We start from the raw sequence: 7,907 nt of genomic DNA on the forward strand, positions 1-7,907 counted from the left end.
GGCGCCCATCGGGACGCCCGTGGCCTTCACAGGGCCTTTTCGAAGATCTGCGAGTTGCGCTGGAAGTTGTAGAGGGACGCGCGGGCGGCGGGCAGGCGTTCGACGCCGCTGGGCTGGAAGCCACGTTCGCGGAACCAGTGGGCGGTGCGGGTGGTGAGCACGAACAGGGTTTTCAGGCCGAGGGCCCGGGCGCGCTCCTCGATGCGTTCGAGCAATTCGTCGCCGCGCCCGCCGTGGCGGTAGTCCGGGTTGACCGCCAGGCAGGCCAGCTCGCCGCAATCCGAATCGGCGATGGGGTAGAGCGCGGCGCAGGCGATGATCAGGCCGTCGCGCTCGACGATGCTGAACTGGCCGATCTCCCGCTCCAGCACATCCCGCGAACGGCGCACCAGGATGCCTTGTTCCTCCAGCGGGCTGATCAGGTCGATCAAGCCGCCGACGTCCTCGATGCTCGCCTCGCGCAGTTGCTCGAACTGCTCCTGGTCCACCAGGGTGCCGCCGCCGTCGCGGGTGAACAGTTCGGTGAGCAGCGACCCATCCTCGGCGAAGCTGACCATGTGGCTGCGCTTGACCCCGGCGCGGCAGGCCTGGGCCGCGGCGTCGAGCAGTTCCGCCTGGTACTGCCCGCCGAGCCGGGCCAGGTGCGCCGGCACCTGCTGCGGGCGCAGTTCGCGCACCAGCTTGCCGTTGGCGTCCAGCAGGCCGCGCTCGCCGCCGAAGAGGATCAGTTTGTCGGCGCCCAGGTCGATGGCCGCGCGGGTGGCGACGTCTTCGCAGGCGAGGTTGAAGATTTCCCCGGTGGGCGAATAGCCCAGGGGCGAGAGCAGCACGATGGAGCGCTCGTCCAGCAGCCGGCCGACGCCCTTGCGGTCGATCCGCCGCACCTCGCCGGTGTGGTGGTAGTCGATGCCGTCGAGCACGCCGATCGGCCGCGCGGTGACGAAGTTGCCGCCGGACACCCGCAACCGCGAGCCCTGCATCGGCGAGGCGGCCATGTCCATCGACAGGCGCGCCTCGATGGCGATGCGCAATTGCCCGACCGCGTCGATGACGCACTCCAGGGTCGGGGTGTCGGTGATCCGCAGGTCGCGGTGGAACCGCGGGGTCAGCCCGCGGGCGGCCAGGCGCGCCTCGATCTGCGGGCGCGAGCCGTGGACCAGCACCAGGCGCACGCCGAGGCTGTGCAGCAGCACCAGATCGTGGACGATGTTGCCGAAGTTCGGGTGGGCGACGCCCTCCCCGGGAAGCATCACCACGAAGGTGCAGTCGCGGTGGGCGTTGATGTAGGGCGTTGCGTGGCGTAGCCAGTTGACGTAGTCGTGCATGGTTCCGAGAGCCTGTCGAACGGTGGCGAGGGGGCGGATCAGGACCGCCGCTCCCGGTGCGGAAGCGGGACGGCCGCAGGGGGCGGCGCGTTCATCGTCGTCGCAGGGACATCTACGGAAACTCCTCGGGTCGGTCGGTACGGCGGACGTGCCCGCGAGGCGGGCTTTCAGAACGGACGAACGAAGTCGCGACGGCTTCAGCCCGTCCACGGCTCCAGGCAGTAATGTTCGATCAATCGGCGCAGCAGGCGCACGCTCGGCTCGATGCGCGCCAACTCCAGGTGCTCGTCGGGCTGATGGGCGCAGGCGATGTCGCCGGGGCCGAGCACCAGCGTCTCGCAACCGAGTTGCTGAAGATACGGCGCTTCGGTGCCGAAGGCCACCGCTTCCGCGCGGTGCCCGGTAAGGCGCTCGGCGAGCCGCACCAGCTCGCAATCGGCGCTCTGCTCGAAGGGCGGCAGGCTGGCGAACAGCGGGTTGTAGTCGATGCGCACGCGATGCCGCTCGGCCACCGGCCGCAGCTTGTCGCGAATCGCCGCGCGCAGGGGTTCCGGGTCCATGCCCGGCAGCGGGCGCAGGTCGAACTCCAGGGCGCATTGGCCACAGATGCGGTTGGGGTTGTCGCCGCCGTGGATGCAGCCGAGGTTGAGGGTCGGCTGCGGCACGCCGAATTGCGGATTGCGGTAGTCGCGTTGCCATTGCGCGCGCAGGGCCAGCAGCTCGCCGATGGCGTCGTGCATGGCCTCCATGGCGCTGTGGCCGAGGGACGGGTCGGAGGAATGCCCGCTCTGGCCGAGGATGTCGATGCGCTCCATCATCACCCCCTTGTGCAGGCGCACCGGGCGCAACCCGGTGGGTTCGCCGATCACCGCGGCGCGCCCCAGCGGCCGCCCGGCTTGCGCCAGGGCGCGGGCGCCGGCCATCGAGCTCTCCTCGTCGCAAGTGGCGAGGATCAGCAGCGGCTGGCGGAAAGGCCGGTCGAGCAGTTCGCCCACCGCCTCGATGACCAGGGCGAAGAAGCCCTTCATGTCGCAACTGCCGAGCCCGTACCAGCGCCCGTCGGCCTCGCGCAGGCGCAATGGATCGCTGCGCCACAGCGCGTCGTCGAAGGGCACGGTGTCGGTATGCCCGGCCAGCACCAGGCCGCCGGGGCCCTGCCCGTAGGTGGCGATCAGGTTGCTCTTGCCGGGCGCCACGGCCTGGATTTCGCAGCGGAAACCCAGTTCGTCGAGCCAGCCGGCCAGCAGGTCGATCACCGGCCGGTTGCTCTGGTCCAGGTCGGGCTGGGTACAGCTCACCGAAGGCGCGGCGATCAGCGCGGCGAAGCGGTCTTTGAGGGTGGGCAACGGCATCGTCGTTTCCTCCGGGGACAAGGCGGCATCATGGGGCACCGGGCGCGGCGAGGGAACCGCGCCCGGCCCGGCGGGGCCGAACCCTGGCCGCCGCCCGGCATGGCCGGCAAACCTGTATAGTCACGCGGTTCTTTTCGACCCCAAACGATCATGACGTTCGCACAACTCAAACGCTATTGGCACATCGAGCTCATCGGCGGCGAGCACAAGCGCTTCACCTGGAAACGCCTGTGGCGCAAGTACCGCCAGCGCGCGCGCTACCGCTACCTGTTCTGGTACCGCCTCTCGCTCTTCCTGTTCGCCCGCGGCGGCTTCTGGCGCAGCCGCGCACGCCGCCTCAACGACCGCCTGGGCGAACGCTACGGCATCGAGATCCCGCTGGAAGCGCAGATCGGCGAAGGGCTGTTCATTCCCCACCCGGTGGGCATCGTGATCACCCGCAAAGCGATCATCGGGCGGAATTTCAGCGTGTTCCAGAACACCACCATCGGTCAGAAACACGACGACAGCGGCCCCATCGTCATCGGCGACAACGTTTCCGTCGGCGCCAACAGCTGCATCATCGGCGACAATCTGCGCATCGGCGACGACGTCGCCATCGCCGCCGCGTCCTTCGTCAACAAAGACATCCCGGCCGGGCACATCCATATCTCACGGCATGTCTCTACCCTGGTGGAAAACACCCGGGGGCATCCGCCGATCAGCACGCGCAACCAACGTCAGTCCTAGGTTCCGCGGGAAGTCCGCGTGACGCGGCTTCCACTGCCGGACCCCAGCCACCCATTCGCCTGCCAACAGAGGCGCAGCAGCCCATGCAGAAAGAAACCGAAATCAAGTTGCGCGTCAGCCGCGAAACCCTCGACGCCCTGCGCGACCACCCGGCGCTGAAGAAGCGCAACAAATCCGGCTGGCAGACCCACGCGCTGTTCAACCGCTATTTCGACACCCCCGCGCGGGACCTGGCCAAGGCCAGGGTCGCGCTGCGCCTGCGCCGCGACGGCGAGCAGTTCATCCAGACATTGAAGAGCCGCGGCCAGAGCGTGGCCGGGCTGTCCGAACGCAACGAGTGGGACTGGTACCTGGACAGCGACGGCCTGGACTTCGACAAGCTCACCGACGACTGCTGGCCGGCCAGCCTCGCCGACCTGGACAAGTCCAGCCTGCAGCCGATCTTCACCACCGACTTCGTCCGCCAGCGCGCCGACATCGCCTGGGGCCGCGGCAAGGCCAAGGTGATGATCGAAGCGGCCCTGGACCTGGGCAAGGTGGTGGTCGAAGGCCGCGAGGAAGAAATCTGCGAGCTGGAGCTGGAGTTGCGCCAGGGCGAGCCCGACGCGCTGCTGGAACTGGCCGCGGAGCTGGCCGCCGACCTGCCGCTGATGCCCTGCGACATCAGCAAGGCCGAGCGCGGCTACCGGCTGTTCGACGCCGACAGCTATGCCCTGGCCTTGCCGCTGCCGCAGGTGGACCCGGCGCACAGCCTCGACGCGGTCTTCGCCGCCCTCGCCTGGCAGTTGCTCGGCAGCAGCCAGCGGCTCGCCGAACAGTACCGCTTCAACGGCCACTGGAAGTTGCTGGAAGACTGGCTGCGCCAACTGATCGACCTGCGCGCCCTGCTCGGCAGCCTCGGCCAGGCCGCGCCCCGCGCCAGCAGCCGCGGGCTGCGGGAAACCCTGGATGCGCTGCTGGCCGACTGGCGGCCGCGCCTGCGCGCCGGCCAGGACGACGAACGGGTGCGCCAGCAGGCGCCGAAGGATTTCGCCGAGGAATTGCAGGGCACCCGCTGGGGCCGTTTCTCCCTGGACGCCTCGCGCTGGCTGCTGAACCGCGGCTGGTGCGTCGGCCGCACCCCGCGCGGCGAACGCCAGGGCAGCGCGCCCCTCGGCAAATGGTTGCCCCGGCAACTGGCCGAGGAGGCCGCCGAGCTGCCGCTCAAGCGCTACCAGCAGCAGCCGGAGGACCTCGCCGAGCAACTGCCGCGCCTCGAGCGCCTGCTGGTCTGGCTGCGCCTCGCGCGCGCCAGCCTCGAGCTGCCGGAAGCCGATCGTCTGTACGGCGAACTGAGCAAACTCGAGGCCCTGGCCAACCGTCCCCTGGACGAGCCGACCCTGGCCGCCCGGGTCGAGCAGGCGAAGGCCGTGATGACCTCGAAAGGCTGGAAAGCCCTGCGCTAGGCACCGGCCACCGCGGACGCCGCCTCGCGGCGTCCGGGCCCTTCCCTCGCCTGGTCGCCCTCGGCGACGAACCGCTTTTCGTCGAGGACTCCCCGCCTCCCTGGGCCGCTTCGGCCCGACCGCCGAGGCGCGCGGGTGGTCTCGCGTCGCGCCGATCCTCGATGCCTTCACTGAAACGGATTCCGCACCTCTGCCCGCGGGCCGCGGGCTAGAGCGGTCAGGCACGGGATTGCGCGCTTTTAAATGATAACTATTTGCATTACAGTCCGCCTCCCTTGAGCATTCCCTCCGCGTGCGGCGGAGACACAAAGGACTGATTGCATGAAGTTTTCACCTGCCCTCCTGAACACCCTGTGCCTCACCGCCTGCACGGCGTTCATCGCGCCCTCCGCCCTGGCCGAGGAGCGGGAGAACCGCGAGGCCGACAACCAGGACGCCGTCGAACTCGACGCGATCTTCCTCACCGCCTCCGGCGCCGGGGTGGATGTGAAGGATGCGCCCGCGAGCGTCAGCGTCATCGGCCGCGAAGAAATCGAGCGGCAGCCGGTCTACGACCTGAATACCCTGCTGCGCCGCATCCCCGGCGTCACCGGCGGCTTCGGGCCGGTCGGCGAGCAATCGAAGATCAAGCTGCGCGGGCTGGACGACAAGTACACGCTGATCCTGGTGGACGGCAAACGGGTCGGCAATTCGGCGGACACCCACTACCGCCGCGACCTGGGCCGCCAGGACCTGAACTGGATCGCGCCGAACATGATCGAGCGCATCGAAGTCGTGCGCGGCCCGATGTCCTCGCTGTACGGCTCGGACGCCATGGGCGGGGTGATCAACATCATCACCCGCAAGGTGGCCAAGACTTGGTCGGGCTCGATCAACACCAACCTGACGGTCCCCGAGGACTCCGACCGTGGCCAGACCACCCAGACCGGCGCGACGCTGTCCGGGCCGCTGACCGACAGCCTGGGCCTGCGCCTGGGGGCCAACGTGACGCGCCGCGCCTCCGACGAAATCGACCTGCCGCGCGATGCCAACGGCGAATACCTGTACGACGTCGGCGCGGGCGGCGCCAAGGACCAGAGCCTCAATGCCCTGCTGGACTGGAAGCTCGACGACCGGCAGAACCTGTCGTTCGAGGCGGTGCACGGCGTGGAGCGCTCCTGGAGCTCGAAGAAGACCTTCGGCGAGTACGAAGAGACCGCTGCGGCGGCCTTTGGCGCGGAGAAGCTGACCCGCGACAGCTTCGTCCTGTCCCACACCGGCGACTGGGACTTCGGCTCGTCGAAGCTGGACGCCTACCTGAACACCTTCAAGAACGACATCGGCGAGGGCAAGTCCGAGGCCCGCGAGAAGATCCTCGAGGGCAGCCTGAACATTCCCTTCGAGCTGCTGGTGGGGCAACGCCTGACCCTGGGCGGGCAGTGGAAACGCGAGGAGCTGACCAACACCGATACCCTCGGCACCGTCCCGGTGGACTACCAGGGCCGCCCGGTGTCCGGCTCCTCCCTGGAAGGCGACTACTCGGCGGCCTTCGTCGAGGACGAGCTTTACCTCCTGGAAAACCTGGCGCTGACCCTCGGAAACCGCTTCGACCACAGCGATGAATACGGCAGCCACAACAGCCCGCGGGCCTACCTGGTCTACCACCCGCACCCCGACTGGACCCTGCGCGGCGGCGTCTCCAAGGGGTTCCGGGCGCCGAGCCTGAAGGAAGGCAGTGCCGGCGCGGCGACCAACTCCCGCGGACGCGGCTGCGGCTCGCTGCGCCCGCTGGGCTACGTCACCGGCAGTTGCTGGATGGCCGGCAACCCCGACCTCGCCCCGGAGATCAGCACCAACAAGGAAATCGGCGTGTCCTTCGACCGCGACGGCTGGGCATTCGGCCTGACCTACTTCCACACCGACTTCAAGGACAAGATCGAGTACGCGCCCCTCGGTTTCTACCAGGGCCGCTGGTGGACCATGATGGAAAACGCCGAGAAGGCGCGCACCCGCGGCTGGGAAGGCAGTGCCCGGCTCCCACTGGCCAGCGGGCTGGAGTGGCGCAGCAACGCGACCTACATGCTCGAGAGCAAGAACCTGTCCACCGGCGAAGACCTCATCAGCGCGCCCAAGCTGTCGTTGTTCAGCGCCCTCGACTGGCAGGTCAACGACACGCTCGGCACCGAACTCTCCGCCCAGCATGTCGGCAAGCAGCGCGGAGTCGCCTATGACTTCGTCGAGCCGTACACCACTTACGACCTGACCGCCAACCTGCTCCTCACCGATTGGCTGACCCTGAACGGCGGCGTGCAGAACCTGCTCGACAAGGACGTCCGCGACAGCTCGAGCAGCTTCTACGTGCCCGGCCGCGCCTACTTCGCCGGCGTCACTGCCTACTTCTGATCCTCCGCCACCCCGGGCCCGGGAGACCGGGCCCGCTCGACCGAACCGGGAAGGCGCGCCGAAGCGGAGCGCGGGCTGCTCGCACCCCGCGATGGCCTTACACCGGCAGGCAGGTGGTCGACTTGATTTCCGAGAGCGCCACCACGGAGTTCACCTCCTGGATGCCCGGCACCAGGGACAGCTTCTCGAAGAAGAAGCGCTCGTAGGCCTCGATGTCCTGGGCGACGATGCGCAGCAGGAAGTCCACCGCGCCCATCAGCACGTAGCACTCCAGGACCTCCGGGAACAGCCGGATGGCGTCGGCGAACTCGGTGAAATTGGAACGCCCGTGGGCATTGAGTTTCACCTGGGCGAAGACCTGGGTGTTCAGGCCGATCTTCTTGCGATCCAGCAGGGTGACCTGGCGGCGGATGACCCCCTCGTCCTTGAGCCGCTGGATCCGGCGCCAGCAGGGCGACTGCGACAGGCCCACGCGTTCGGCGATGTCCGCCGTGGACAATTCGGCGTCCTCTTGCAGAAGCGCGAGGATGCGGCGGTCGTACGGGTCCAGGGTGATGGACATAAAAATTCCCCAATGCGGAAGATACCCGGCACGTTAATCCACAAAATATTGGAATCAAGGCGAATCGGACAAAATAAACCGGGTCCACTCGGCGAAAATCTTGCGCATGCTC

Annotated in this window: 6 protein-coding genes; 3 read left to right on the forward strand and 3 right to left on the reverse strand. The window is 68.2% G+C overall.

What is annotated here, in order from left to right; all coding sequences use genetic code 11:
• Positions 1-26: 26 nt before the first annotated feature.
• Positions 27-1,325, reverse strand: coding sequence for an amino-acid N-acetyltransferase (gene argA, locus OGL92_RS14520; RefSeq protein ID WP_263144583.1), 1,299 nt, complete (start codon positions 1,323-1,325; stop codon positions 27-29).
• Positions 1,326-1,522: 197 nt separating this feature from the next.
• Positions 1,523-2,677, reverse strand: coding sequence for an acetylornithine deacetylase (gene argE, locus OGL92_RS14525; RefSeq protein WP_263144586.1), 1,155 nt, complete (start codon positions 2,675-2,677; stop codon positions 1,523-1,525).
• Between the two features lie 150 nt (positions 2,678-2,827).
• Between argE and OGL92_RS14530 the strand changes: the two genes are divergently transcribed.
• The 3 genes from OGL92_RS14530 (at position 2,828) to OGL92_RS14540 (ending at position 7,233) form a co-directional block, all read left to right on the forward strand.
• Entirely contained in the window at positions 2,828-3,406 is a 579-nt protein-coding gene (locus tag OGL92_RS14530; RefSeq protein WP_263144589.1) for a serine acetyltransferase, read from the forward strand.
• Between the two features lie 83 nt (positions 3,407-3,489).
• A complete protein-coding gene (locus OGL92_RS14535; protein WP_263144591.1) occupies positions 3,490-4,851 on the forward strand; it encodes an inorganic triphosphatase in 1,362 nt (453 codons plus the stop codon).
• Between the two features lie 321 nt (positions 4,852-5,172).
• Positions 5,173-7,233, forward strand: a complete 2,061-nt coding sequence (locus tag OGL92_RS14540) for a TonB-dependent receptor (RefSeq protein ID WP_263144594.1) — start codon at positions 5,173-5,175, stop codon at positions 7,231-7,233.
• Between the two features lie 97 nt (positions 7,234-7,330).
• Here the strand turns inward: OGL92_RS14540 and OGL92_RS14545 are convergent, their stop codons facing one another.
• Positions 7,331-7,795, reverse strand: coding sequence for an Lrp/AsnC family transcriptional regulator (locus OGL92_RS14545; protein ID WP_263144598.1), 465 nt, complete (start codon positions 7,793-7,795; stop codon positions 7,331-7,333).
• Between the last annotated feature and the right edge of the window lie 112 nt (positions 7,796-7,907).

Origin of the sequence: Pseudomonas sp. RIT-PI-AD, assembly GCF_025642785.1 — a bacterium.
Taxonomy (GTDB): domain Bacteria; phylum Pseudomonadota; class Gammaproteobacteria; order Pseudomonadales; family Pseudomonadaceae; genus Pseudomonas_T.